The 23489-nt window shown below is 62.0% G+C and carries 27 protein-coding genes and 1 pseudogene; 14 read left to right on the top strand and 14 right to left on the bottom strand.

Annotated features, from left to right (window positions below; genetic code table 11):
* Nucleotides 1-221: 221 nt before the first annotated feature.
* Together AC3A4T_RS18890 and AC3A4T_RS18885 are read right to left on the bottom strand one after the other, a co-directional pair.
* On the bottom strand, nt 222-404 hold the full coding sequence (locus AC3A4T_RS18890; RefSeq protein ID WP_487676770.1) for a CsbD family protein: 183 nt from the start codon (nt 402-404) through the stop codon (nt 222-224).
* A 129-nt stretch (nt 405-533) separates the two neighbouring features.
* A complete protein-coding gene (locus tag AC3A4T_RS18885) occupies nt 534-2048 on the bottom strand; it encodes a helix-turn-helix transcriptional regulator (RefSeq protein ID WP_487676769.1) in 1515 nt (504 codons plus the stop codon).
* 268 nt (nt 2049-2316) lie between these two features.
* Here AC3A4T_RS18885 and AC3A4T_RS18880 point away from each other — a divergent pair, with 268 nt between their 5' ends.
* The 5 genes and pseudogenes from AC3A4T_RS18880 (at nt 2317) to AC3A4T_RS18860 (ending at nt 6984) form a co-directional block, all read left to right on the top strand.
* Nucleotides 2317-3333: a YrzE family protein gene (locus tag AC3A4T_RS18880; RefSeq protein WP_487676768.1), complete on the top strand. Its 1017-nt coding sequence runs from the start codon at nt 2317-2319 to the stop codon at nt 3331-3333.
* A 120-nt stretch (nt 3334-3453) separates the two neighbouring features.
* Nucleotides 3454-3662: pseudogene (locus tag AC3A4T_RS18875) on the top strand (TonB-dependent copper receptor); the annotation flags it as partial.
* Between the two features lie 333 nt (nt 3663-3995).
* Nucleotides 3996-4217, top strand: a complete 222-nt coding sequence (locus AC3A4T_RS18870; protein WP_487676767.1) for a hypothetical protein — start codon at nt 3996-3998, stop codon at nt 4215-4217.
* 101 nt (nt 4218-4318) lie between these two features.
* Complete coding sequence (locus AC3A4T_RS18865; RefSeq protein WP_487676766.1) at nt 4319-5563, top strand: putative DNA modification/repair radical SAM protein; 1245 nt, start codon at nt 4319-4321, stop codon at nt 5561-5563.
* Between the two features lie 11 nt (nt 5564-5574).
* Nucleotides 5575-6984 carry a UdgX family uracil-DNA binding protein gene (locus tag AC3A4T_RS18860; protein ID WP_487676765.1) on the top strand — a complete coding sequence of 470 codons (1410 nt, stop codon included), beginning with the start codon at nt 5575-5577 and terminating at the stop codon, nt 6982-6984.
* A 283-nt stretch (nt 6985-7267) separates the two neighbouring features.
* Here AC3A4T_RS18860 and AC3A4T_RS18855 read toward each other — a convergent pair whose 3' ends face one another.
* On the bottom strand, nt 7268-7861 hold the full coding sequence (locus AC3A4T_RS18855) for a hypothetical protein (protein ID WP_487676764.1): 594 nt from the start codon (nt 7859-7861) through the stop codon (nt 7268-7270).
* A 315-nt stretch (nt 7862-8176) separates the two neighbouring features.
* Between AC3A4T_RS18855 and paoA the strand changes: the two genes are divergently transcribed.
* The 4 genes from paoA to AC3A4T_RS18835 all read left to right on the top strand — a co-directional run bounded on the left by paoA (nt 8177) and on the right by AC3A4T_RS18835 (nt 12377).
* Nucleotides 8177-8809: an aldehyde dehydrogenase iron-sulfur subunit PaoA gene (gene paoA / locus AC3A4T_RS18850; protein ID WP_487676877.1), complete on the top strand. Its 633-nt coding sequence runs from the start codon at nt 8177-8179 to the stop codon at nt 8807-8809.
* Nucleotides 8806-9756 (top strand): FAD binding domain-containing protein, encoded by a 951-nt coding sequence (locus tag AC3A4T_RS18845; RefSeq protein WP_487676763.1) that lies wholly within the window; start codon nt 8806-8808, stop codon nt 9754-9756. The genes paoA and AC3A4T_RS18845 overlap by 4 nt, the downstream gene beginning before the upstream one ends.
* Nucleotides 9757-9760: 4 nt before the next feature.
* Entirely contained in the window at nt 9761-11959 is a 2199-nt protein-coding gene (paoC, locus tag AC3A4T_RS18840; RefSeq protein ID WP_487676762.1) for an aldehyde oxidoreductase molybdenum-binding subunit PaoC, read from the top strand.
* 133 nt (nt 11960-12092) lie between these two features.
* Nucleotides 12093-12377: a helix-turn-helix domain-containing protein gene (locus AC3A4T_RS18835; RefSeq protein WP_487676876.1), complete on the top strand. Its 285-nt coding sequence runs from the start codon at nt 12093-12095 to the stop codon at nt 12375-12377.
* Between the two features lie 74 nt (nt 12378-12451).
* Here the strand turns inward: AC3A4T_RS18835 and arsJ are convergent, their stop codons facing one another.
* Genes arsJ through AC3A4T_RS18810 form a run of 5 tightly spaced genes read right to left on the bottom strand, consistent with a single transcriptional unit; the run spans nt 12452 to nt 16698 of the window.
* Nucleotides 12452-13663: an organoarsenical effux MFS transporter ArsJ gene (gene arsJ, locus AC3A4T_RS18830; protein WP_487676761.1), complete on the bottom strand. Its 1212-nt coding sequence runs from the start codon at nt 13661-13663 to the stop codon at nt 12452-12454.
* A gap of 4 nt (nt 13664-13667) precedes the next feature.
* On the bottom strand, nt 13668-14675 hold the full coding sequence (locus AC3A4T_RS18825; protein ID WP_487676760.1) for an ArsJ-associated glyceraldehyde-3-phosphate dehydrogenase: 1008 nt from the start codon (nt 14673-14675) through the stop codon (nt 13668-13670).
* A gap of 60 nt (nt 14676-14735) precedes the next feature.
* Nucleotides 14736-15230, bottom strand: a complete 495-nt coding sequence (locus tag AC3A4T_RS18820) for an arsenate reductase ArsC (RefSeq protein WP_487676759.1) — start codon at nt 15228-15230, stop codon at nt 14736-14738.
* Nucleotides 15231-15259: 29 nt separating this feature from the next.
* Complete coding sequence (gene arsB / locus AC3A4T_RS18815) at nt 15260-16285, bottom strand: ACR3 family arsenite efflux transporter (RefSeq protein WP_487676875.1); 1026 nt, start codon at nt 16283-16285, stop codon at nt 15260-15262.
* Nucleotides 16286-16329: 44 nt separating this feature from the next.
* Nucleotides 16330-16698: an ArsR/SmtB family transcription factor gene (locus AC3A4T_RS18810; RefSeq protein WP_487676758.1), complete on the bottom strand. Its 369-nt coding sequence runs from the start codon at nt 16696-16698 to the stop codon at nt 16330-16332.
* 166 nt (nt 16699-16864) lie between these two features.
* Between AC3A4T_RS18810 and AC3A4T_RS18805 the strand changes: the two genes are divergently transcribed.
* The 4 genes from AC3A4T_RS18805 to AC3A4T_RS18790 all read left to right on the top strand — a co-directional run bounded on the left by AC3A4T_RS18805 (nt 16865) and on the right by AC3A4T_RS18790 (nt 20084).
* A complete protein-coding gene (locus AC3A4T_RS18805) occupies nt 16865-17953 on the top strand; it encodes a methyltransferase domain-containing protein (RefSeq protein WP_487676757.1) in 1089 nt (362 codons plus the stop codon).
* Nucleotides 17954-17981: 28 nt separating this feature from the next.
* On the top strand, nt 17982-18761 hold the full coding sequence (gene arsH, locus AC3A4T_RS18800; RefSeq protein WP_487676756.1) for an arsenical resistance protein ArsH: 780 nt from the start codon (nt 17982-17984) through the stop codon (nt 18759-18761).
* 28 nt (nt 18762-18789) lie between these two features.
* Nucleotides 18790-19209, top strand: a complete 420-nt coding sequence (gene arsC, locus AC3A4T_RS18795; protein ID WP_487676755.1) for an arsenate reductase (glutaredoxin) — start codon at nt 18790-18792, stop codon at nt 19207-19209.
* Between the two features lie 479 nt (nt 19210-19688).
* Nucleotides 19689-20084 (top strand): hypothetical protein, encoded by a 396-nt coding sequence (locus AC3A4T_RS18790; protein ID WP_487676754.1) that lies wholly within the window; start codon nt 19689-19691, stop codon nt 20082-20084.
* A gap of 24 nt (nt 20085-20108) precedes the next feature.
* Here AC3A4T_RS18790 and AC3A4T_RS18785 read toward each other — a convergent pair whose 3' ends face one another.
* Together AC3A4T_RS18785 and AC3A4T_RS18780 are read right to left on the bottom strand one after the other, a co-directional pair.
* Entirely contained in the window at nt 20109-20318 is a 210-nt protein-coding gene (locus AC3A4T_RS18785) for a hypothetical protein (protein WP_487676753.1), read from the bottom strand.
* A gap of 171 nt (nt 20319-20489) precedes the next feature.
* The gene (locus AC3A4T_RS18780; protein ID WP_487676752.1) at nt 20490-20708 is read right to left on the bottom strand and encodes a hypothetical protein; all 219 of its coding nucleotides are present in this window, start codon (nt 20706-20708) and stop codon (nt 20490-20492) included.
* Between the two features lie 135 nt (nt 20709-20843).
* Here AC3A4T_RS18780 and AC3A4T_RS18775 point away from each other — a divergent pair, with 135 nt between their 5' ends.
* Nucleotides 20844-21068 carry an H-NS family nucleoid-associated regulatory protein gene (locus AC3A4T_RS18775; RefSeq protein ID WP_487676751.1) on the top strand — a complete coding sequence of 75 codons (225 nt, stop codon included), beginning with the start codon at nt 20844-20846 and terminating at the stop codon, nt 21066-21068.
* Here AC3A4T_RS18775 and AC3A4T_RS18770 read toward each other — a convergent pair.
* The 4 genes from AC3A4T_RS18770 to AC3A4T_RS18755 form a co-directional block, all read right to left on the bottom strand.
* Nucleotides 21062-21535, bottom strand: coding sequence for a hypothetical protein (locus AC3A4T_RS18770; protein ID WP_487676750.1), 474 nt, complete (start codon nt 21533-21535; stop codon nt 21062-21064). The two genes, AC3A4T_RS18775 and AC3A4T_RS18770, sit on opposite strands and share 7 nt — an antisense overlap.
* 56 nt (nt 21536-21591) lie before the next feature.
* Nucleotides 21592-22089, bottom strand: coding sequence for a hypothetical protein (locus AC3A4T_RS18765; RefSeq protein WP_487676749.1), 498 nt, complete (start codon nt 22087-22089; stop codon nt 21592-21594).
* Nucleotides 22090-22187: 98 nt separating this feature from the next.
* The gene (locus AC3A4T_RS18760; RefSeq protein ID WP_487676748.1) at nt 22188-22493 is read right to left on the bottom strand and encodes a hypothetical protein; all 306 of its coding nucleotides are present in this window, start codon (nt 22491-22493) and stop codon (nt 22188-22190) included.
* A gap of 129 nt (nt 22494-22622) precedes the next feature.
* Nucleotides 22623-23390 (bottom strand): hypothetical protein, encoded by a 768-nt coding sequence (locus AC3A4T_RS18755; protein WP_487676747.1) that lies wholly within the window; start codon nt 23388-23390, stop codon nt 22623-22625.
* Nucleotides 23391-23489 lie beyond the last annotated feature (99 nt).

Here is a 23489-nt window from a genome sequence, read left to right as displayed (position 1 = left end):
CTTGTGGGGCTGACTCGGGTTCGATCGTTAGAAGGATCGCCGGGTCTCGAATAAAGTCGCCGTCTTGTCTATCGGAGATTTACCGCTTGGCGGCGACGGTATGCGAAGGGGCCGCGGCGCCGATTAAAAAAATGGCCGGCCGCGCATTTCGATGCGTGGTCGGCCATGGCCGCTGCAGGCGGCGTGATGCTCCGATCCGGCTGCCGGATCGGTATCTCACCTCACTTGTCGAGTTTGTCACGCACCTTGTCGGCCAACTCACCGGCCTTGGCCTGGGCTTTGCCGATATTCTTCTCGGCCGTGCCCTCAAGCTCGGTCTTGGTGTCGCCGGTCATCTTGCCGATCGCTTCCTTGACCGAGCCCTTGACCTGCTTCGCCACGCCTTCGATACGATTCTTGTCCATGCTGCACCTCATAGTCGGGGGAGTTGGTTGCCGGTCGTGAGCTACGCCGGGTCCGAAACCACTATGCGCATCGCGCCACCGCGGCGACAGCGAAAAATGACCCAGAGTGACTAGTGCATTTGCGCCTGATCAGCGCGCCGGCCGCTTTTTCGCTTTCACGGGCGTCGCGCCAGTCCTTCCGAAGAAACCGCGTTCGCGCGCCCACACGATCGCTTCGCTGCGGCTGTGGACGCTCAGCTTGGAATACAGCGCGGCCACGTGATTGCGAACCGTATTGGGTGCCAGTCCCAGACGCGCGGCGACTTCCTTGTCGGCGAGGCCTTCGCAGATCAATCCCAGCACGTCGCGTTCGCGCGCGGTCAGTTCGCTCAACTCGGCCTGACTGATGCCTGGCGCGTTGGAGCGACGCACGTTGGCCAGCTTTTCGATCAGGGTCTGACTGAACCACGACGCGTCCTGCATCACCGTCTCGATCGCGGTCACCAATTCCATCTCGCTGCGTTTGCGGTCGCTGATATCCAGCAGCACCAGCAAATAGCAGTCCGCGCCGTGAATGCTTACGGTTTCGGCCGAGACCAGGCAGTCGAGCGCGTCACCGCCCTTGCGCGAGACGCGCAATTCCAGGTTGTGCAAGGCGCCTTGCCCGGCCAGCGCGGCGCCCAGTTGCAAGGCGTCGGCGGTCTGTTCGAACACCCCCGATGCGGCGATGGTCTTGCCGATCACCTCCTCGGCGCCATGGCCGGTCACGGTGGAAAACGCTTCGTTGGTTTCCAGGATCGACAGGCGATCGGCGCTGCACACCAGGGTCGGCACCGGGGTCAGCTTGAAGGCCTTGGCGAATCGCTCCTCGCTCTGGCGCAGCGCCAGTTCGGCCTTGCGCCGCGGCTCCAGGTCCATGAAGGTGAACAACATGCAGGCCTCTTCGCCGACCTCGATCGGCTGGCCGGCGACGATCACCAGCTTGGTTCCCCCGTCGGGCAGGCTCAGTTCGGCTTCCATCTGCGGAATCGTGGTGCCGGTGCCCAAGCGCTCGATCGCCAGGTCCTTGCCCTGTGCGCGTTCGAGCACGTCCAGTTCGTAGACCGAGCGGCCGATGACCTGATCGCGCTCGTAGCCGGTCATTTCCTGAAATCCGAGATTGACCTTGATGTAGCGCAGATCGCTGAGCCTGCAGATCACCGCGGGCGAGGGATTGGCGTTGAAGGTTTTCTCGAAACGTTGTTCGGCGCTGGCCCAATCGGTGGCGTCGGCGAGAATCAGCACCAGGCAATCGGGTGCGCCGTCGGCATCGGTCAGCACCAGGCTGCGCACGCGATGGACCCAGCGGCTGTCTTCCTCGGTGACCGACACCACCTCGACCACGACGTCGCTGAAGGCCTCGCCCGCGACCACCCGGTCGATCGGGTAATTGCCCTCCACCAGGCGATGGTGATTGCGGTAACGCAGCTCGAAGCGTTCGCGGTACTCGCTCACGGTCGCGCCCAGCCGGTCGATCGTGTCGACGCCGTGCATTTTCAGCGCGGCATCATTGGCCCAGACGATGCGCTGGTCGGGCTCGACCAGGATCACCCCGTCGCTGAGGCCGCGGATGATCTGCTGCAGCTGGTGGCGATCGGTCTGGCGGTGCAGGACGGCGTCGTTCATGGGTGACCGTGTGTAGAGATGTGCGATAGGGCGACCAGCATCGTGTCGGTGGCGTGATTAGAGGATGACGCGAATGCACCAACGCCGATGGTGCATTTGCGCGGCGACGCACCGTGGCGTGATCCCCAGACTGAGCGCCGATCGATGGACTGGTCCTGTGGTCGGTCCGCTCGAGTTCGATACCACCACCCGCGACGCCTGATGCCGGCTACTGCGCCTGTATCGACCCGGCGCCGCGCGTGCCCCCACCGTTTGTCAGAGGTCATCCATGAACACCCACGTCGTTCGACCGCGCGTTGCGCGCATTTCCTGGGGTGCCGTTTTCGCCGGCGGCCTGATTTCCTTGATCGTCTATCTGATTCTGAGCGTGCTCGGCACGGCGATCGGCGCGTCCGCGCTCGATCCACTAAGCGATGCACACCCATTGGCCGGCTTCGGCACCGGCACCGGTGTGTGGCTGACCGTCACCACGCTGCTCTCGATCTTCGCCGGCGCATACATCGCAGGTCGCTCGGCGCCAGTACAAGGCGCCCTGCATGGCCTGCTGGCGTGGTCGTTGACCACGCTGGCGACGGTTTGGCTGCTCGCCTCGCTGGCGACCGGCCTGGCCGGCGCGGCGGCCAACACCGTCGGCAAGGGCTTGAGCCTGGCCGGCCAGGGTGTCGCCGCGGCCGCGCCGCAGGTGGCCTCGGGCGTCAAGGCGCAGCTGCGCGAGAACGGCATCGATCTGGATTGGGATGACCTCAAGGGCGAACTCGACACCGCGCTGCGTCAGACCGGCAAGGCCGACCTCGACCCTCAGCGCCTGCGCGAGAATGCGCAGAAAAGCGTAAACGACGCTCAGGCCGGCGCGCGCGACGCCGCGGTCGACCCGCAGGCGGCCAGTGTCGAACTGAGCGACTGGTTCGCCAAGGTTCGCGAACGCGGCGAACCGGCCCTGGCCGCCGCCGACAAGGACGCGCTCGCGAATCTGATCGCCGCACGCACCGGCCAGTCGCCGGAGCAGGCGCGCGCGACCGCCGATCGTTATGCACGCACCTACGCCGAGGCGATGGCCAAGTACGAGCAGCTCAAGGTCCAGGCCGAGCAGAAAGCGCGCGAAGCGGCGCAGACCGCGGCGAGCGGTGTGTCCAAGGCCGCATGGAGCAGCTTGATCGTGTTGTTGCTGGGCGGCTTGATCGCGTTCTTCGCCGGCCGTCTCGGTTATCGTCGCCAGCCGGTGTACGCGGTTGCGCAGACCGACGTGGTGCATACGCGTTACGACCAGGCCCGTAAGCTGGACTAAGCACCACGGTGTGATGCAGGCCGGCGTGGAGGTCTCGCCTCCGCGCCGGCTTGATTCAACCGGCGTGGGCTCATCGATCGCCGGCGCAACAGCAATACTTTTACAAAGTACGCCCTGACTGCCGTCGGCCAGGGCAACGTGGTCGGACAGGACATCGGCCGCAGCAGTGGCTTCACGGTGTTCTCGCTCAACGCGGCCACCGCTTCAGCAACAAGACCCGCATCAGCGCCGGCATCGACAACCTGCTGGACCGCACCTGCAACGAGCACCTCAACCTCGCCGGCAGCGCCGATTTCGGCTGCCCCGCCGATCCGGTGCGGATCAACGAGGCGGCTTCGGCTCGAGAAATTGTCAGACCTTGCTGCTGGTTGCCTCAGTTCTTAACGGCAATGACCGAAACAGCCATGCAAAAGGTCGGTAAATTTGCGCGACGGACATAGTCGGAAAATCGCTTACGTTACCGGCCGGGCCCGTGCCCTCTAAGGCCAAAGCGCTGAATGATCTTCGGTGGCGGCAGGTCCTTCCGCCTTCAGGTCGGCGCCGATCCACGCGTCTTCCTTGCGATAGCATTTCTGGCGGGTCATATTGAATGCCTTCGCCGATGTTGTCTGTCGTCGAACACAATCCGATCGCATTGCCGCGGATGGAGTGCGAGAAATAAGATGCTGTGGAAAGATAAACACATGCCGTTCTGGGATCGCCCCAAAACAGGAAAAAAGCGCAAAGCCAAGCCCCTGACCGAGATGCAGCGGCAAGCGGCCAAGGCACGCGCGGAGGCGGCCGGGCGGCGATATCCGAACCTGGTGGATAATGTATGGGCCGCGCGCTTCGTTCCATCCACTCCGTCATCATCTGCGCCCAGCGGCGAGGATGAAAGCGAATAAGCCACTTGACCATGCCCTCACTGTTTCGACGGCAACGATGACTCGGGGCTTAGCAAACTCCCGTCTCAGCATTTGAGACTCATCGATCATAGGCTAAGCACGTGAATATCCTGGACAAGCTCGCCATTCTTGCCGACGCAGCCAAATACGATGCGTCCTGCGCTTCCAGCGGCGCCGATAAACGCAATTCCGTCGGCACGGGCGGCGTCGGCAGCACCGAGGGCATGGGCATCTGCCATTCGTATACGCCGGACGGACGCTGCGTTTCGCTGCTCAAGATACTGTTGACCAATTTCTGCACGTTCGACTGCTCGTACTGCGTCAACCGCGTTTCCAGCAACGTGCGCCGCGCGCGCTTCCTGCCGAAAGAAGTGGTTCGCTTGACCCTGGACTTTTACAAGCGCAACTACATCGAGGGTTTGTTCCTGTCCAGCGGCATCATCCGCGACAGCGATTACACGATGGAGCAGTTGGTCGAGGTCGCGCGTTCGTTGCGCGAAGATCATAAGTTTGCAGGCTACATTCACCTCAAGACCATTCCGGATGCGACGCCGGAGTTGATGGCGGCCGCGGGCCGCTACGCCGATCGTCTCAGCATCAACGTCGAGCTGCCCACCGAAGGCGGCCTGGCCCAGTTGGCGCCGGAAAAAAGCCAGCCGCGCATTCGCGCCGCGATGGGCGATCTGCGCTGGCGCATCGAGGAGGGCAAGGAGGCGCGCAAGGCCGCGCCGACCAAGCGAGCCAAGCCACCCCGGTTCGCGCCGGCCGGGCAGAGCACCCAGATGATCGTCGGCGCGGACGATGCCGACGACCGCGCGATCCTGACCACCACCGACAACCTGTACGGCAATTTCCGCTTGCGTCGCGTCTACTACTCCGCCTTCAGCCCGATTCCCGACGCCTCCTCGAAACTGCCGCTGCAGTCGCCGCCGCTGCAGCGAGAGAACCGGCTGTACCAGGCCGATTGGCTGCTGCGTTTCTATGGATTCGGCGTGGACGAGATCGCGCCGGCGGACAACGGCGGCATGCTCGACCTGGATATCGATCCCAAGCTCGCCTGGGCCTTGCGCAATCCGGGGCAGTTTCCGATCGACGTGAACACCGCGCCGATGGAGATGCTGCTGCGCGTGCCGGGCATGGGCACGCGCAACGTGGCGCGCATCGTGCAATCGCGCCGGCACGCCCGCTTGCGCGTCGCCGATCTGCAGCGGTTGCGGGTGCCGATGAAGAAGGTGCTGCCGTTCGTCAGTCTGCTCGATCATCATCCGCGCTCGCGGCTCGACGATCCGGCGCGGTTGCGCGCGCAACTCGCGCCGCGCCCCCGGCAGATCGGTCTGTTCGACTGAGCCACGCCGGGATGCACACGGTACAACTGGTGCTGCCCTGGGACGCGGACGAGTGGCGCAAGCACGCGCGCGACGCCTTGTGCGCGGGCGTGGCGCCGGAGGCGATCTCGTGGGCCGGCGAGGCGCAAAGCGGCCTGTTTTCGGGCGTGCCGAACCCGCTGACGCCGGTGCGCGCCGCGCCGCGGGTCTCGCGCGAGTTCCTGTCGCTGATCGAGGCCGTGCTGTGCCACCGCGATCCGCATCGTCACGGTCTGCTGTACAGACTGCTGTGGCGCATGGCCGAAGGCGAAGCCGGCCTGCTCGAGCGCGCGACCGACCCCGATGTGCATCGCGCCCGCGAGCTGGAAAAATCGGTGCGTCGCGACAAGCACAAGATGAAGGCGTTCGTGCGCTTTCGTGAAGTGCCCGGCGAGGACGAAGCCTTCGTCGCCTGGTTCGAACCCCAGCATTACATCGTCGACTGGGTCGCCCCGTTTTTCGCCCGCCGTTTCGCCGGCATGCGCTGGGCGATCCTCACGCCGTACCGCAGTGCGTGGTGGGACGGAACCCGCTTGGGTCTCGGCGCGGGCGCGAACCGCGACGACGCGCCGGCCGACGATGCCAACGAGGGGCTGTGGCGCGTCTACTACGCCAACATCTTCAATCCGGCCCGGCTCAACCCGCGCATGATGCGTCAGGAGATGGCGCAAAAGTACTGGAAGCATCTGCCCGAAGCGCACTTGCTGCCTGAGCTGATCCGCAACGCCGGGCCGCGCGTGCAGGCGATGGCCGAACGCATGCCGCAGGCGCCGCGGCGACGAATTCCGGCTCAGCCGGCCCAGCAGCCGGCCATCGAACACGAGGGCATGCAGGGGTTGAAACTCGCCGTCGGCCAATGCCGCCGCTGCCCGCTGTGGGAGCCCGCTACGCAAGCGGTGATGGGCGAAGGCCCCGATCGCGCCAGGATCATGGTGGTGGGCGAGCAGCCGGGCGACGAAGAAGACCTGACCGGCCGTCCCTTCGTCGGCCCCGCCGGCAAGCTGTTCAACCGCGTGCTGCACGCGTTGGGGATCAATCGCGAAACGCTCTACATCACCAACGTGGTCAAGCACTTTCATTTCCAGCAGCGCGGCAAGCTGCGGATGCACGTCAATCCCTTGGCTCGGCACGTCAATGCCTGCCGTCCGTGGCTGAAACATGAATTGGCCATCGTGCGTCCCGACGTCGTGGTTTGCCTGGGCGCGACCGCCGCGCGCGCGGTATTGGGAACGCAATTTCGATTGACCGACGAGCGCGGTCAGTGGCGAGTCCTGTCCGGTGGACAACGTGCGTTTGCCACGGTGCATCCCGCCGCCGTCCTGCGCCAGCCGGAGGCCACGCGCGAGGCCTTGCTGCGCGGGTTCGAACGCGACCTGGCGCTGTTGAACGACATACCGTCGTAACCGGCCTGGGCGCCTGCGCGCCCGGCCTGATCTTGATCGCCGCGGACATGACAATCTGTACGACCACACCCGACCAGTCCCACGACGTGTGCTGTGAAATCGTCCACAGGACACCAGCTGCACGCCAGGGGCCGGAAGGAGGCCGTCGACCGGCCGGTTTCCGGTCGCGTCCTGCATATCCGCCAAGCGGTCGGCGGATACAGGCAGAAAATCAAGCAAGCGGCGAGGCGACTGTGGTGAGAGTGAGTCGATGCCGACTGCTGGCGAACCGTTTCCGCTCGGCTCACCGATCCGCGGGTGCCGCCTGATTCGACAAGGCCTCGCACACCGTCATCTCCCCGCCTGGGCCGTAGTGCAAGTCGCTCGATATGAGGTGCTGCGCGTGCAGGCCCGTGCCGCCGACGTCCATTTCCTCCTCATCGTCACGCGGGGCCACCAGATTGAGGCCGCCCTTGCCGGCATCGAGCGAAACCGAGAAGCCCTTGCTGCGCAACCACTGGTCCAGCAATTGCACGGTGCGCGTGGGCGCATTCTCCGAGAACACCAGCACCGCGTTACGGTATGGGTCTTGCAGCGCGCCCGGGATCGCCGCCTGACTCGCATTCAGTGCGTGATCCAGCCGCGCCAGGTAACCGCCGGGGCCATTCCAGGTATTCGGTCCCGGTGGAAGGCCCTGTCCGTCGGTGCAGCCGGAAAAGACGTGGGCCAAGCCGATGTGGCCGCTGCTCCAGCCCAGCGCCACGCCGACGCAGCCGCTCAGGCCGTGAGTCGCCAAACTGCCTGTTTCCGGCACCACCAGCGGTGGCGTAACCGGCCACTGCCACGGTTGCCGGCCGTCGATGACGATCCATTCGTCCAGTCCCACCATGATCCACATGCGCGTTTCCTAGCGGCTTCGAGTCTGCCTTGAACAACGCCGCCAACGCGGTTGCGTGAACTGAGTCGGCGCGCGGCGGCGAGGTGGGCGTGACCCGGCCACAAACCGGGCGATATGGTCAGACAAGGGACAGGGTCACGCCGGCCGCGCGTCGTTGCTGCATCGCACCACGGGCGGCCTTGCGCCGGTGTCGTCGCGCCGTAAGCCATTGGTCGCAGCGCCAACCACATCACGCGTGGATTGCATTCACTGATTTACCTTACGTCGGTCGTGCCAGCCATCGCCAGCCGAGAAGGAGCCCTGCACGTGGACAGCCTGCTTAAACTCAACCTCACCCGACGGCAACTGCTCAAGGCCGGCGCGGCATCGGCCGCCGCCGCCGCGGCGCCCTCGGTGGCGTTTGCGGAGGCGCCGGATGAGCCGGGTCGGCCACCGGTGATGACGAAGGTCGCATTCCAGGTCAATGGCAAACCCGAGACGCTCGAACTCGACACGCGCACCAGCCTGCTGGATGCGCTTCGCGAGCACTTGCATCTGACCGGCACCAAGAAGGGCTGCGATCACGGCCAGTGCGGCGCATGCACGGTGATGGTCGATGGCCGGCGCATCAATGCATGCCTGACCCTCGCGGTGATGCACGAGGGCGACCGCATCACCACCATCGAAGGCCTCGGCACCCCGGACAAACTGCATCCGATGCAGGCGGCCTTCATCAAGCACGATGGCTACCAGTGCGGCTACTGCACGCCCGGCCAGATCTGCTCGGCGGTGGCGATGCTGGGCGAAATCAAGAGCGGGGTGCCGAGCCTGGTCAGCGAAAAACTGACCGCGCGTCCGAAGCCGAGCGCCGAGGAGATCCGCGAGCGCATGAGCGGCAACATCTGTCGCTGTGGCGCGTACTCCAACATCGTCGACGCGATTACCGAAGTCGCCGGGAGGTCCGCATGAAGGCCTTCACCTATGAGCGCGCGTCCTCGCCCGCCGAAGCGGCCGCGGCGGCGGCGCGCACGCCGGGCGCGCGGTTCATCGCCGGCGGGACCAACCTGCTGGATCTGATGAAGCTGGAAGTCGAGACGCCCGGCCATCTGATCGACGTCAATGCGCTCAAGCTCGATGCGATCGAGTCGACCCCCGAAGGCGGGCTCAAGATCGGCGCGCTGGTGCGCAATACCGACCTGGCCGCCCATCCGCGCATTCGTCGCGACTATGCGCTGGTGTCGCGCGCGGTGGTGGCCGGCGCGTCCGGGCAGTTGCGCAACAAGGCCACGACCGGCGGCAATCTGCTGCAGCGCACGCGCTGCCCGTACTTCTACGACACGAATCAGCGTTGCAATAAGCGCACTCCCGGCAGCGGCTGCGCCGCGTTGGAAGGCGTCAGCCGGCAACTGGCGGTGATCGGCGGCAGCAAGGACTGCATCGCAACTTATCCCGGCGACATGGCCGTCGCCATGCGCGTGCTGGACGCGACCGTGCAGACAGTGCAGGCCGACGGCAGCGAGCGCAGCATCCCGCTGGCGCAGTTCTATCGCGCCCCGGCGAGTACGCCGCATCTGGACACCGTGTTGGGCCAGGGCGAGCTGATCACCTCGGTGACCCTGCCCAAGCCGATCGGCGGAACCCACATCTACCGCAAGGTGCGCGACCGCGCGTCGTATGCGTTCGCGCTGGTGTCGATCGCCGCGGTGGTCCACAACGACGGCAGCGGGCGCGTCGCGGTCGGCGGTGTCGCGTATGCGCCATGGCGCAGCGACGCGGCCGACGCGCAACTCGTCAACGGCGCCAAGGCCGTGACCGGCGCGTTGTTCGACGGCGCCCGGCCTACCGAGCAAAACCGCTTCAAGCTGCTGCTGGCCGAGCGCACGCTCGCCGCGGTGCTGGCCGAGGCGAAGGAGTGATGCCATGAAATTCGATACCCCCGCCACGACCAATCCCATCGACCAGCTCAAGGTGGTCGGCAAACCGCTCGATCGCATCGATGGCCCGTTGAAGGTCACCGGCACCGCGCCCTATGCCTACGAGCAGCACGAGGCTGTCCGCAATTCGGTGTACGGCCATGTGATCGGCGCCGGCATCGCCAAGGGCCGGATCATGTCGATGGAACTCGACGCCGCGCGCCGGGCGCCGGGCGTGTTGGCCATCGTGACCGCCGCCAACGCCGGCAAGCTGGCGAAGGGCGACTTCAACACCGCCAAGCTGCTCGGCGGTCCGGCGATTCAGCACTATCACCAGGCGGTCGCGCTGGTGGTGGCCGAGACCTTCGAACAGGCGCGCGCCGCGGCCGGCCTGGTGCGCATTCGCTACGACCGCGGCGCCGGCGCATTCGATCTGGCCGCGGCCAAGCCATCGGCGGTGGTGTCCGAGCGCGATCAGCCCGATATCGCCGTCGGCGATTTCGCCGGCGCGTTCGCCGCGGCGCCGGTGCAACTCGATGCCACCTACCACACGCCCGACCAGTCGCACGCGATGATGGAGCCGCACGCGTCGATCGCCGCCTGGGACGGCGACAAGCTCACGCTGTGGACGTCCAACCAGATGATCGCGTGGGGCCGCGGCGATGTGGCCAAGACCTTGGGCATACCGAAGGAAAACGTTCGCCTGGTCTCGCCCTTTATCGGCGGCGGCTTCGGCGGAAAATTGTTCGTCCGCGCCGATGCGGTGCTCGCGGCGCTCGGCGCGCGCGCGGCGGGGCGGCCGGTCAAGGTCGCGCTGCCCCGGCCCTTGATCGCGAACAACACCACCCATCGTCCCGCGACGATTCAGCGCATCCGCATCGGTGCGACCAAGGACGGCAAGATCAGCGCCATCGGCCACGAAAGCTGGTCCGGCGACTTGCCCGGCGGTGGGATCGAGAATGCGGTGCAGCAGACCCGGCTGCTGTACGCCGGCGCCAATCGCATGATCAAGGCGCGCCTGGCCACACTGGACCTGCCCGAAGCCAATGCGATGCGCGCGCCCGGTGAAGCGCCCGGATTGATGGCGCTGGAAATCGCCATGGACGAAATGGCGGAAAAGCTGGGCATGGATCCGGTCGAGTTCCGCATCCTCAACGACACCCAGGTCGATCCGGAGAAGCCGGAGCGCCCATTTTCGCAGCGCGAGCTGGTGCAATGCCTGCGCACAGGCGCGGAACGCTTCGGCTGGAGCAAGCGCAATCCCAAGCACGGCGCGGTGCGCGACGGGCGCTGGCTGGTGGGCATGGGCATGGCGGCGGGGTTCCGCAACAACCTGGTGATGAAATCGGGCGCTCGCGTGCGCCTGGCAGGCGATGGCAAGGTCGTGGTGGAAACCGACATGACCGACATCGGCACGGGCAGCTACACCATCATCGGCCAGACCGCGGCCGAGGTGATGGGCGTACCGCTGGACAAGGTCGTAGTGCGGTTGGGCGATTCGGATTTCCCGGTATCGGCTGGCTCAGGCGGCCAGTGGGGCGCCAATAGCTCCACCGCAGGTGTCTATGCCGCCTGCATGAAGCTGCGCGGGATCGTCGCGGCGAAGCTCGGACTCGATGCGGACAAGGCGAGCTTCGCCGACGGCAAGGTCAGCGTGGACGGGCGCAGTATCGCGCTCGCAAAAGCCGCCGAGTCCGGCGACGTGGTGGCCGAAGACAGCATCGAGTTCGGCGACCTGGCCAAGAAGTTCCAGCAATCGACCTTCGCCGCTCATTTCGTCGAGGTCGGCGTGGACATCGCCACCGGCGAGTCGCGCATCCGCCGCATGCTGGCGGTGTGCGCGGCCGGCCGCATCCTCAACCCCAAGCAGGCCCGCAGCCAGGTGATCGGCGCCATGACCATGGGCATCGGTGGCGCGCTGTCGGAAGAACTGGCGGTGGACAAGCGCCTTGGCTTCTTCGTCAACCATGATCTTGCCGGTTACGAAGTGGCCGTGCATGCCGATGTGCCGCATCAGGAGGTTATTTTCCTCGACGAGGCCGACGACAAGTCATCGCCGATGAAGGCAAAAGGGGTCGGTGAGCTCGGTCTTTGCGGCGTAAGTGCCGCCATCGCCAATGCCATCCACAACGCCACGGGCATCCGCGTGCGTGAGTATCCGATCACCTTGGACAAGCTGTTGCCGCACCTTCCTACGATGGCGTAGTCGCGAATGCGATAGCGCCCAGCCGCGCATCCGCAAGTTTGGAGCGGTCGGCCAGTGCATGTGACCTGCGTACAAAAATTGTAGCCAGTTACGCGGTGAGTCCGGCAGGACGTCACGGTACTCCGGCGCACTTCTGCGAAAATTGCGGGAGCGACTAGGATTGTCGCGCGATGCATTCGCACCGTTGCTCGGCGCCAGTTCGCAAGCACTATATGACTGGGAACAAACCCAGACCCGTCCTCGCCAGGAATTCCTCGACAAGATTGCGTTGATTCGTGGTCTGAGCAAGGCCAAGGTTCACGAGTTGGTGGAGCAGCACAATGTGCCGAAGACAGCCAAAAGGGCAGTCAAGAATCCCACAAACAGAAAGTCCGCCAGTTCCAGGGCTGTGTCACGAGCTGGATCAGGTCAAGAATAGGTCCCACTCGCCGCATTGGTACTAACGGCAACATCGGGGGCCCGCTTCTAATACAAGAGAAGCGTGCCGAGTCACTAGCTCGTAATGTGTCTGGGTAACTGAACCGAGACGACAGCGGCTAACACGACCAGCAACGATGAGATCGCCAGACAAACGCCAATGCCCGCGACCTGATATACCCAGCCCGACAACAGTGTTCCTAGCAGTCGGCCCAGTGCGTTAGCCATGTAATAGAACCCTACATCCAACGACACGCCGTCCTCCGCGGCGTAACTGACTATCAGGTAGCTGTGCAGCGACGAGTTGATAGCAAACAAAACACCAAAGACGGTCAGCCCGGCAATCACCACCACTTGCGCGCAATGGCCCATGTGCAGCAGCCAAGCCATGACGGCAGGGATCACCGCCAACGCGCACGCCCAGATCAATGCCGCTCGGCCGTCGGGAACACGCCCGCCACGCTTTCCAGTGAAGTACGGTGCAATCGACTGGACTACGCCGTATCCGATCACCCACGCGGCAAGAAATCCGCCCACCTGCCAAAAATCCCAGCCCAATACGTCCGAGAGGAACACAGGCAAAGCGACTACGAACCATACGTCGCGGGCGCCGAACAAGAACAGCCGTGCCGCGGACAGCAGATTGATGGCTCGGCTTTTGGAGAATATGTCCCGAAACTTTGGCTTGGCTTTCGCCTTGCCCAGGTCGCGCTTCAATAGAGCCAGGCTCGACAACCAGACAATCAACAGCAGCGACGACAGAATGGCGACGGCAGGCGCGAATCCGAGCACCGTCAGCAGCGCGCCGCCCAGGAAGAAGCCCACGCCCTTCAGGGCGTTCTTGGAGCCGGTTAACGCGGCCACCCACCGGTAAAGCGCTCCCTGCTGATCGCCGGGGACGAGCAGCTTGATACTGCTCTTGGCGCTCATCTTATTGAGGTCTTTCGCAATGCCCGACATCGCCTGCGCCGCCATCACCCACACAACGGTCAGCCACGCGGCGGGCACAAGCAGCATCGATAACGCTATGACCTGCAGAGCCAACCCGATGTTCATCGTCCTGTTCAGGCCGATGCGCGCGCCCAGCCAGCCACCGACCAAGTTGGTGACGACACCAAAGATCTCGTAGAACACAAACAGCATCGCTACTTGCAGCGGGCTGTAACCCAGTTGATGAAAGTGCAGCACGACCAACATGCGCAAGGCGCCATCGGTCAGCGTGAATGCCCAGTAGTTGCCGGTGATCAGCAGGTATTGGCGCACCTGGGGCGAGAGCCGCTGAAGCATGGAATCAACGGCCCGCCCGACCGACAAATCGCACCAGTTCGGCTGTACGGTTCACGTAGCCCCATTCGTTGTCGTACCAGGCATAGATCTTGACCTGCGTGCCGTTGATGACCCGCGTAGACAGGGCATCAACGATGCTTGAGCGCGGATCGGTCTGGTAGTCGATGGAGACCAAGGGCCGTTCCTCGTAGCCCAGGATGTCCTTCAGACTGCCTTCGGCCGCCGTCTTGAGCAATTGGTCTACTTCTTCCACCGTGGTCGGGCGCTCGACCTCGAACACGCAGTCGGTCAACGAGGCATTGGTCAGAGGAACGCGCACCGCATGACCGTCCAGCCGGCCGCGCAGCTCCGGAAATATTTCAGCGATGGCCGTAGCCGAGCCCGTCGAGGTTGGAATCAAACTGCTGCCGCAGGATCGCGCACGCCGCAAGTCTTTGTGCGGTGCATCCACGATGACCTGGGTATTAGTCAGACTGTGGATCGTGGTGAGACTGCCGTGCCGGATTCCGATGTTCTCGTGAATGACCTTCACCACCGGAGCAAAGCAGTTCGTCGTGCAGGATGCCGCCGAGACGATGCGGTGCTGCGTGGGATCAAAACGGCCGTGGTTGACCCCCATGACGATGTCCAACGTGCCGGCAGCTTTGATCGGCGCGGTGACCACGACACGTTTCACCCCCTGATCCAAGTAGGGCTGGAGCACGTCAGGCTTACGAAACTTGCCCGAGGCCTCGATCACCACATCGCAGCCTGACCAATCCGTCGCGGAGAGGTCTTTGTTGCGAGTCACAGGAATCCGCACGCCGTCGATGACCAATGCATCGCCATCGGTGACCACCTCGCGATCCCAGCGGCCATGCACGGAATCGAACATCATCAGATGCGCCAACGTGGTGGGATCACCGGCGGGGTCATTGATCCGGACGAAAGAAAGATCGGTGCTGCCCCACGCTGCGCGCAGCGTCAGGCGGCCCATACGGCCGAAGCCATTGATGCCAACACGGATGGTCATGGTGTGAGATGCCGCTCGATACGTGGGTAGATCGCCGTGCATGCGCACGACGACAGGAACTCAGGATTGCTGCCCGATCTCGCGGATTTTCGCTTGAAGCACCAGGCGATCCAACGCTTCGGTCTTCAACGCCAGCAGAAGGGAGATACGGTGTTGCAGGAGCAACATCGCATTCGTAAACGCCTTCTGGATCTGCTCAGGCGTTCCGGTGGCATCGGCTGGATCTTCGATTCCCCAATGCGCGGTGACCGGCTGTCCCGGCCAAACCGGACAGCTCTCGCCCGCGGCCCGATCGCATACGGTGATTATCAAGTCCATCTGCGGCGCGCCGGGGGCGGAGAACTCATCCCACGGCTTGCTGCGCAATTGGGCCGTCGGCAACCCCGCCTTGTTCATTACCTCCAGCGCAACGCGATGGACCTCACCTCGCGGGTGGCTTCCCGCGCTGAATGCATGCAGGCGGCCGTTGCCGAGTTGATTTGCCAAGGCTTCGGCGAGAATGCTGCGGGCGGAGTTGCCCGTGCATAGAAACAAGACGTTGTACTGGCCGTTCATTCACTACTCCGGGAGAGGGGCCTTGCGGATCAGGCGCGCGCGCCGTACCAGCCCTTGGATGAGTTGACGATACGCACCACCGACAGCATCACCGGCACTTCGACCAGGACACCCACCACCGTCGCCAGCGCGGCACCGGAATGCACACCGAAGATGCCTACGGCCGCGGCGACGGCGAGTTCGAAGAAGTTGCTGGCGCCGATCAGCGCTGACGGGCCTGCCACGCGATGGGCGACCCCGAGCTTGCGGTTGAGCCAATAAGAGACCCCGGAGTTGAAATAGACCTGGATCAGGATCGGCACCGCGAGCATCGCGATGATCGCCGGCTGCGCGACGATCTGTTTGCCCTGGAAACCGAACAGCAGCACCAGCATCAGCAGCAACGAGGCGAGCGAAATCGGTCCGAGGCGGCCAAGCAATGCCTGCAATGCCGCTTCACCGCCTCGTGCCAGCACCGCCTTGCGCAGGATCGCTGCGATCAGCACGGGGACCACGATGTACAGGCCCACCGAGAGCATCAACGTCGACCAAGGCACCGTGATCGAGGAAATCCCCAGCAGCAGTCCCACGATCGGTGCGAACGCAATCACCATGATCAAATCGTTGAGCGCGACCTGACTGAGGGTGAATTCCGGGTCGCCATCGCACAGGTTGCTCCACACGAAGACCATTGCCGTGCACGGAGCTGCCGCCAGCAGGATTAGCCCTGCGACATAAGAATCAAGTTGCTCGGCCGGTAAATAGTCGGCGAACACGTGGCGGATGAATATCCAGGCAAGCAGCGCCATCGAAAACGGCTTGACCGCCCAGTTGACGAACAAGGTGACGCCGATACCGCGCCAATGCCGTTTCACCTGTCCCATCGCGGCGTAGTCGATCTTCAGCAGCATCGGGATGATCATCAGCCAGATCAGCACCGCCACCGGCAGATTGACCTTGGCGATCTCGGCCGCGCCCAGCGTGGCGAACAGTCCCGGAAAGAGATAGCCCAGACCGGTGCCGACGACGATGCAAGCGAGCACCCACCAGGTGAGATTGCGCTCGAACGAGCCCATCCGGCGGGACAGGGGCTGATCGGCGGGCGTTTCGGCCACCGCATTCATTGCGCGATCGCCCCCCTGCGCTTGACGACCTTCGCCGGAACAGGCGTCGGGGCACACACCGCCGGCGCGCATTGCGACGCATCGCCACCGCAGCAGTTACGGGTCAGGAACTCGATCAACCCGGTCATGGCGTCGAAGTTCGCCGTGTAACAAATGAAGCGCCCCCTGGATTGCCCATGAATCAGGCCTGCGGCACTGAGTTCCTTGAAATGGAACGAGGCGGTCGCGCCGGGGAGTGACAGCGCCTCGGCGATGTCGCCGGCCATGCGTCCCTCCCGGCCGGCCTCGACCAGTAAACGAAAGATCGCCAGGCGGGTCGTGTGTCCCAGGGCCGAAAGCGCGGTAGTTGCGTTTTGTATTTCCATGTTTCTAGAATAGACGAAAGGAACTTGATGTCAACTGGGCTCCTGGGCCCAGTCTCGGAGACGGAAAGATCGCGGTTATGTCGATGTCATGTGCCCGTCCTAGCTTAAAGATCCACATTTGCAGAAATGTGGAAATTTTCATGGACGCCCCTTCAAGGAGACTGCGATGAGCAATCTGAGCACGACGCATGACGCACGCCTGGAGCAAGTACAGGACTACTACGGCAAGACGCTATCGAGCAAAGACGATCTGGTGACGAACGTCTGCACGGTCGATGCGGCGCCGCCCCAGCACGTACAGGACGTGCTGAAAATGATCCACCCGGAAGTCCTGGCCCGCTTTTACGGCTGCGGCTCGCCGTTCCCCGCTCACGTCACCGGTGCTCGCGTACTCGACATCGGCTGCGGCTCGGGACGCGACTGCTTCGTGCTATCGCGGCTAGTGGGACCGTCGGGCTATGTGGTCGGCGTGGATGCGACCGCGGAACAAATCGAAACCGCCAATCGCCATATCGACTTCCACCGCGATGCTTTCGGCTATGCCCAGGCTAATGTCGAATTCCACCAGGGCCGCATCGAGTCGTTGGAAGAAATCGGACTCGCCGACGAAAGCTTCGACATCATCGTCTCCAACTGCGTCATCAACCTGTCCGAGGCCAAGACGAAGGTGCTGGAAGGGATGATGCGCCTGCTGAAACCTGGCGGCGAACTCTACTTCGCCGATATCTTCTCCGACCGCCGCTTGCCGGAGGAACTTAAGTACGACAGTCAATTGGTCGGCGAGTGCATCGGAGACGTGCAGTACTACGAGGACTTCGTTCGCTTGATGCGTCAAATCGGTTGCAACGATGTTCGCGTTATCTCCAGTGCCATCAAAAATATCGCCAATCCGCAGATCGAGGCGCGGCTCGCCGGCGCCACGCTGTACTCGATGACGTTGCGGATCTTCAAGCTCGAACTCGAAGATCGCTGCGAGGACTACGGTCAGGCGGCCGTCTATCGCGGCACGCTGCCCGACCATGCCCATCGCTTTGAGCTGGATACGGGGCACCGTTTCGAGACCGGGCGGATCGTTCCGGTCTGCCGCAACACGGCCGAGATGCTGACGCTCAGCCGCTACGCCGAATTCTTTGACGTGCTGGGCAACGGACGGACCCATTACGGTCTTTTCGCTTGCTCGCCCACCGCTGCTACCTCAACCACGGGCTCGGGACCGCAATCTGCGGCGACCAACGCCATCGGTTGCGGCTGCTGACCACTGCCTCCAAGAGACTGCGAACACGATGAGCCTGCCTGACCTTCCCAACCTGTCCGTCGATGCGATCGATTACCCCACCCTGGAAAAGCTCTCTTTGGAGGGATCGGCGCACCCGCCGCGCATCTTGATCTTGTACGGTTCGCTGCGTCCGCAGTCCTTTAGTCGCAAGTTGGCATTGGAAGCCGAACGCATCCTGCAATTGTTCGGTGCACAGACGCGGGTGTTCGATCCGCATGATTTGCCGCTGCTGGACAGCGTGGGCGCAGACCATCCGAAGGTTCAGCAGCTTCGCGAATGGTCGCAATGGTCCGAAGGTCATGTCTGGGTGAGTCCCGAGCGGCATGGCAGCCCCACGGCAGTGTTCAAGAACCAGATCGACTGGCTGCCGCTGGAGGAAGGCGGCATGCGGCCGACCCAGGGGCGGACATTGGCGGTTATGCAGGTCTGTGGTGGTTCGCAGTCGTTCAACGTGGTCAATGCGCTGCGCCTGCTGGGTCGCTGGATGCGCATGGTCACCATCCCCAACCAATCGTCGGTGGCCAAAGCTTGGCAGGAGTTCGATGAGCACGGGCGTATGAAGCCTTCGGCCTATTACGAGCGGGTCGTCGATGTCATGGAAGAGCTGGTCAAATTCACGCTCATGATCCGCGACCGCAGCGACTACCTGACCAGTCGCTACAGCGAACGCAAAGGCAGCCAGGAAGCGGCGGCGCTCGCCGCCGCATCCGGCGCCGCGCCCCCACTGACCGCCATCACTGGAGCGGTACCTGTGACGGAAGAATCCAGTGCCAAGGCGACTGCCTGAAGCGCACTCACCACTCTAGGAATGAAGCATGGACGTGACCATCTATCACAACCCCGCCTGCGGCACCTCGCGCAATACGCTCGCGCTGATTCGCCACGCCGGTGTCGAACCACAGGTGATCGAGTACCTGCAACACCCGCCGTCGCGCGAGCGCCTGATCGGGCTCATTCGGGATGCGGGGCTCACGGTTCGCGAAGTATTGCGAGAGAAAGGCACGCCTTATCAAGAGCTGGGTCTCGACAACCCGGAACTGTCTGATGAGACGTTGCTTGACGCGATGATGCGCGAGCCGCTCTTGATCAACCGGCCCTTGGTCGAAACCCCGATGGGTGTGCGCCTGTGCCGACCCTCCGAGGTTGTTCTCGATCTGTTGCCGTTAATCACTCAGCCTTTCATCAAGGAAGACGGCGAAGTCGTGATCGATGAATCTGGCCGTAGAGTGCGTTGATCTGCTCCGTTCAGTCATCGACTGAGGAGTTCGCCATGAGCAGCCACTGGAGGCTTTGTTGGACCAGGGTTTCCGGAGAAATCAATGCGAAAGCTCGCTCTTCCCCGCCGCCTCCAACCTGGCGAGCGCGACCTCTTCCAGCATTTGATGCGAACCACGCATCACGAGTGCGAACCAAAATAATGCAAACCTAGTTCGCACCCGTGACGCTAGCGGGATTTTGCGGCATGGCCCGCAGCTTCAGGTTTTGTCAAGGAAGGGCCCGCGATTTCTGGCCGGATGGTGTGCGCCAACGTGGGGCACGACCTGGCGGGGCGCGGTTGTGGCGGCCTTGCCGCGCGGCATTGCGGACGACCATGCTCAAAGCACGCCACTGCCGTGACCGCTTAGAGCTACTTTTTTCGTAGAAAATTGAAAGCACAACTGGGCAGGGCTGAATACGCCACCTTGCACTCCACATCAGATCAAAGGACTGTCACATGAAAGCCATTGCGATCGCCGTACTTTCAACTGTTCTGTTGCTTTGGAATGCCCCGACCCATGCAGGTGTGTCGGGCGTTTACCAGGGATACGTAAAAAGCTTGATCGCAGGAGTGTCTACGAACAAGGCCGTCGTATTCATCGTCCTTGAGGGCGGAGCCTTCGTGCCGGGTCAAATCAGCGGATGTCCGTACAACGGATCTTCGATGGTCTACGCGCTGTTTCGTGGCGACAATCCGACGTTCGCCGAGCAGGACATGATTTCCCTGGCACTCGCAGCGAAAAGCACTGGCAAGCAAATTCTCGTCTACGGCAATGGCATCTGCAGCTCGACCATCCCATTCGGCGCGCCGAATCGGACCGAGGGCGTCAAGTACATTGAACTAAAAGATTGACCTTCTAGTTATCGACATTGACTGTCACCTCAGATTCCGCCGCCGCTCTACTCGAACCAGCTGCAGTGCGGAGCGTGCTTCGATCTCTGCTCCCAGCTTCTCCAGTGCCACCCTGGCTTGATCGGTCGCCCCTCTGTCTCGTAGCGCAATGATCTCCTCTGCTATCTCCTTGATGCGCCGCTCCCGGTGCCAATCGGCAAAACGACTTTTGATGCGCTGATAGATCTTCTTCACTCCGACTCCTGTGATTGATGAAGTGCCGGCCAATAGCTGCTGTCCGGCACAACTTCCGACAGAGCGCAGTTCAGATGTCTTGGAAATCAGTTTCCAAAAGCTTCTCCGCCGAGCACATGTGCTCGGCTAGGGGTGAAGGATGACCCCGGAGCACGTCACCATCAGCACGACTTACTTATCGATCTTGCTCACCTCGACGCGGAAGACGAGCGCGATCTCGCGTCGGACCGATTCGATACCGCCAACCGATGGGTGACAGAGGTGGCGCTTGCCGCCGACCTCCTGGATGTAGATCGATCGGCCTTTCTTTGAGACCGCAAAGTCATGGCCGCCGCCATTGCGGTCCAAACCCTTCGCGTTGAACCAATGCTTCTCGGATGAACTAGCCAATTTGCATCTCCAATTGAATGAGGAGGTGCCATCTTCGAGGCCTGCCGGCTTGAGCCGCGAGACTTACCGACTGTGTAAGCGGCTTTTACATAAAGCCGCGGTGTCACATCCCCATAAATCAGCGCCACCCAAAACTTGAGGTCGTCGGGTCGTGGGCGGATGCCGCGATGGCTGGCCAAGAAGACGAAGTACGGCCGGAGCGTCACTGACTTCCTGACACCTGGATTAGCCAGGCCGACTGCGCGCAAGACTGGCTCAGTTGGGAGAAGAACAAAAAAAGAGTCATCAAGCAGGGTTGACGCAGAGTCCTTTAAGCCGAGCCGCGAAGCTGCTTCGGCTCGATTTACAGAGGTTCAGTAACCGGTGGCTACCAACCGAAGGGCCTTGCCGCCGATCTTTTTATCTTCCTCGTATACTAAATCTATCAGCGCTCCGCGGTTTCTGCCGCCGTAACTGAAAGATAAGTTCGCACTATGGATCCTCAGCGACGGGTCGAAACGACTCTTTCTCGTCAGGCAAGAAACCGCATGCATAACGATAACCCCAGCGGACTCGATTGACCCATGCTCCATCAGATAGCTACAAATATTCCTGGCAGGCCCATAGCCATTGTGCTCGCAGCGCTTAGCACCAAGCACTGGTTCGTCCGAGTCTTTGAAGTTCTCGCCCCAGCAGATGCGGTAAGTAAATTCCTGCTCCGAATTCGGCGATATAGACTCGGCGAAGTTACGCAGCAGTTTGCATAGTTCCATCGGCGCGGCGGCATGAGCCGTCGGTAGCATTGCGAACAGAGACAGTACAATCATTGTTTGAGCGATTGTCTTCAATGTCAGTCAGCTCCTGTGCCAGGTGAGCCGCGAAGCGGCTTCGGCGTGAATGAATACTAGGCCCCACGCAAACGACCCAACCATGACTTTTTCTGCACCATGGGCGTTATGGATGTCGGAGCAGCGCCATTGCCGCCATCCCTTGTGACAAGAGCTTGATAGTAATCCCACACATTGTCTTGCGGACCATTAAGTATGCGACGGTGAGTTCGGTCCCATGGCCGGAAGAGCCAGGAGGCCCCGCCTGTTTCGAGGCACGGAAAGGACTCTCCGCCGAGGTCTACGAGCCCCCATGTCGCGCCATGGTTGCGCCGAAAGACTTCTCCGACGTAGCTGCCAAATATCTTTGAAAAACCAAAGATTTGTTCATCGCTCGGATTGGCTTTGGCGAGCTGATCATGAAACAAGCTAAGCATGGTCTCGATATGGGCGACGCTCCCGTCACGCCAGTCAAGTTCAATTTTGAAGTGATCGCGGGCGAAGTCGATGGCATCCATCGAGTAGGCCTCTGCGATCTCTTGGATCTTCTGGTCCTTGGTGAAGTTCTGGACCATACCTCCTCCATGAGTGGGCGATCGACTCAAACCGAGCCGCGAAGCGGCTTCAGCCCGCCAGAATACTACCCCGAGCTGGCCACTTACCTCTCGGCAATTCAATCCTCATCAATGGGTGGGCCTGAAAAGTGACCATCAATAATGGCCTGAAGAAATTCTTTCTGCTCTGGCGTAACCAGTCCTCTTGGGGTGTATCCATGCTCGTCCGGCTCACGAAGGATGAACGCCAATGATCTTTTTGCCGCCTCTTGCAAAGCAACCTTCTCGGGGGCCGAGAAGTCGTTCTCAATTAGGTGAGCAAGGTTTTCCATCATCTTTACGGCTGTATCCGGCTCCAACTCATCGTCAGAACAGAAGTTAAGAAACCAGTAGTACTCAAGCACGACATCAGCAAGGTTATTCATCTGAAGGTTCTCGGTTATGAGCGCTTATGCTTGGGTCGAGCCGCGAAGCGGCTTCGGTTTGAGAAAATACTCCGCTGTGACGCATCAAGGGCACGCCTTCGAAAGTTCTCGCCGTGTTTTGTGGGCGCGCTACTTTGCGCACTGTTTAAGTTCCTCAATCATCGGCGCGGCGTTTGCCCACTGTATCGCCATTACCAATTTGCCATCAAGCGACAACCTAAAGCTTTGCTTGTCATGCATGCCGTTCAGTGCTGTCGCCAGCCCAGGTCCCGCAAACGCAACCACACCCATCGCACCTATGTATCGGTAGTTGACCGCCTGAACATCTTGAGCAGGGCCTTCATCTTGCTGCAGGGTGATTCGTATTTTTTTAACTTTCTTTGGCTTGGGCAGCCCTGTGCCGTAAAAAATCAGCCACGCTTCTTTGTTGGGGTCTTGAACACCCAAAATGCTGACCATGCCTCCGCTTTTCCCATTGTCTTCGCGTGTCATTTTGGCAAACGTAGCACCGCAGAGCTTGCCTTCAGCTGCAGGTGTCGGATCGGAAAACCATACACCTTGAGCAAGTTCTTTAGCCATTTTCAAATCTCTTTCTTCTTTTTCGGCTTCAAGTTTTTTCAGATCTTCTACTTCTTCTGGACTCAGGGAGCGCGTTGGCGTGGGGTTCTTAGGGCCTAGCGAATCTATATATTCATACTGTTCACGGATCCAATCGTCCGCGCTGTAGCCTTGCGGCGCAACGCAGATGACCCCGTTGGGCTCCATGCCTATCGGACAAGCTTCTGCTGTGAGTGGAAGGGCGAGTGCGGTGAAAATGAGGGTCGCTAACATTTGCATGTTTCGCGCACCCACTTCAGGTGCAAATACAGGTTGTCGCGCTTGGGTTATTTGCGTCATAAAGATTTCCGATAAGTTCTGGCGTTTGAATTAGGCCGCCCCGTAACAGTGCGGCAAGCGGGCGTGAATATAGCCGAAAGTCTGCGCTCATGCCCCGCT

The organism is Lysobacter sp. Soil_N_51, assembly GCF_057655755.1.
This window is presented reverse-complemented; position numbering and strand designations above follow the sequence as displayed.